The 1,044-nt window shown below is 41.3% G+C and carries 2 protein-coding genes; both read left to right on the plus strand.

Features of this window, described 5'->3' with window-relative positions:
* Window positions 1–261: 30S ribosomal protein S9 (rpsI, locus tag ACTHSP_RS20790; protein ID WP_440346857.1), on the plus strand; the 261-nt coding region annotated here is incomplete at its 5' end.
* Window positions 262–345: 84 nt separating this feature from the next.
* Window positions 346–855, plus strand: a complete 510-nt coding sequence (locus tag ACTHSP_RS20795) for a protein disulfide oxidoreductase (RefSeq protein WP_440346858.1) — start codon at window positions 346–348, stop codon at window positions 853–855.
* The last annotated feature ends 189 nt before the right edge of the window (window positions 856–1,044 follow it).

The following is a 1,044-nucleotide window of genomic DNA, read 5'->3' on the forward strand; positions in this document are numbered from 1 at the left end:
CGCATGGTTGTACGTCAACCTCTGGTTCTGACTGAAAATGCCGAATCTTTCGACATCAAAGTTAACGTAACCGGTGGTGGCGAAACCGGTCAATCCGGCGCTATCCGTCACGGTATCACCCGCGCCCTGATCGACTTCGACGCAGCCCTGAAACCAGCCCTGTCTCAAGCAGGCTTCGTTACTCGCGATGCTCGTGAAGTTGAACGTAAAAAACCTGGTTTGCGCAAAGCACGTCGCGCAAAACAATTCTCCAAACGTTAATACGTTTTCAGAATCGAATCAAAAAGCCTTGCTTTGCAAGGCTTTTTTCATTTATCAAACAATAATCCAATATCCCCGCAATATATGATGAAAACCCTGCTCCACTACGCCAAATCATTGCTTCAGGCTGTGATTCTCTTCATCTTCTTATCCCTGATTGTCGACTGGGTGCGCAAGCCTGACCAACCTTTGCAGTCGGCAGCACAAACACTGACTTTAACCAATGGTCAAACCACTTCCCTCCAATCCTTCAGCCAAAATCGGGTTGCCGTCGTTTATTTTTGGGGCAGCTGGTGTCGTATTTGTTCATACACATCATCAACCATAGAAAAACTGCACCAAGACAATATCCCAACACTGGGCGTAGCCTTGCGCTCCGGAAGTGACGCGGACATTGCCCACCATATGCAACAAAACAATCTATCCTTTCCAAACTTCAACGATTCAGACGGCCTGATGGCTCAAAAATGGAACATAGCCGTCACACCAACCATTATCATATTAAAAGATGGCAAAATGATTCATCACACATCCGGACTTTCTAGTTATATCGGATTAAAAATCAGAATTTACTTGGCAAATATCTTCGGCTAAATTCATTGAAAATCCACTAAAAATAGAAAATCTAAAGAATAATTTCACCTGAATATATTCAAACAATTCAATTTCATAAATAAATAAACTATCTCTTTCCCAATAACATATCATTTTGTTGAGATTATAAAGAAAATAGACTAAGATATAACCATAAGAACAATTGGAAACATTATTATCAAAACAAAC

It is taken from the genome of Neisseria sp. P0001.S005 (assembly GCF_051963715.1).

Bases quoted from the DNA above. Each gene is read 5' to 3' on its own strand.
- ACTHSP_RS20795 (WP_440346858.1), top strand. From the start codon at position 346: ATGATGAAAACCCTGCTCCACTACGCCAAATCATTGCTTCAGGCTGTG.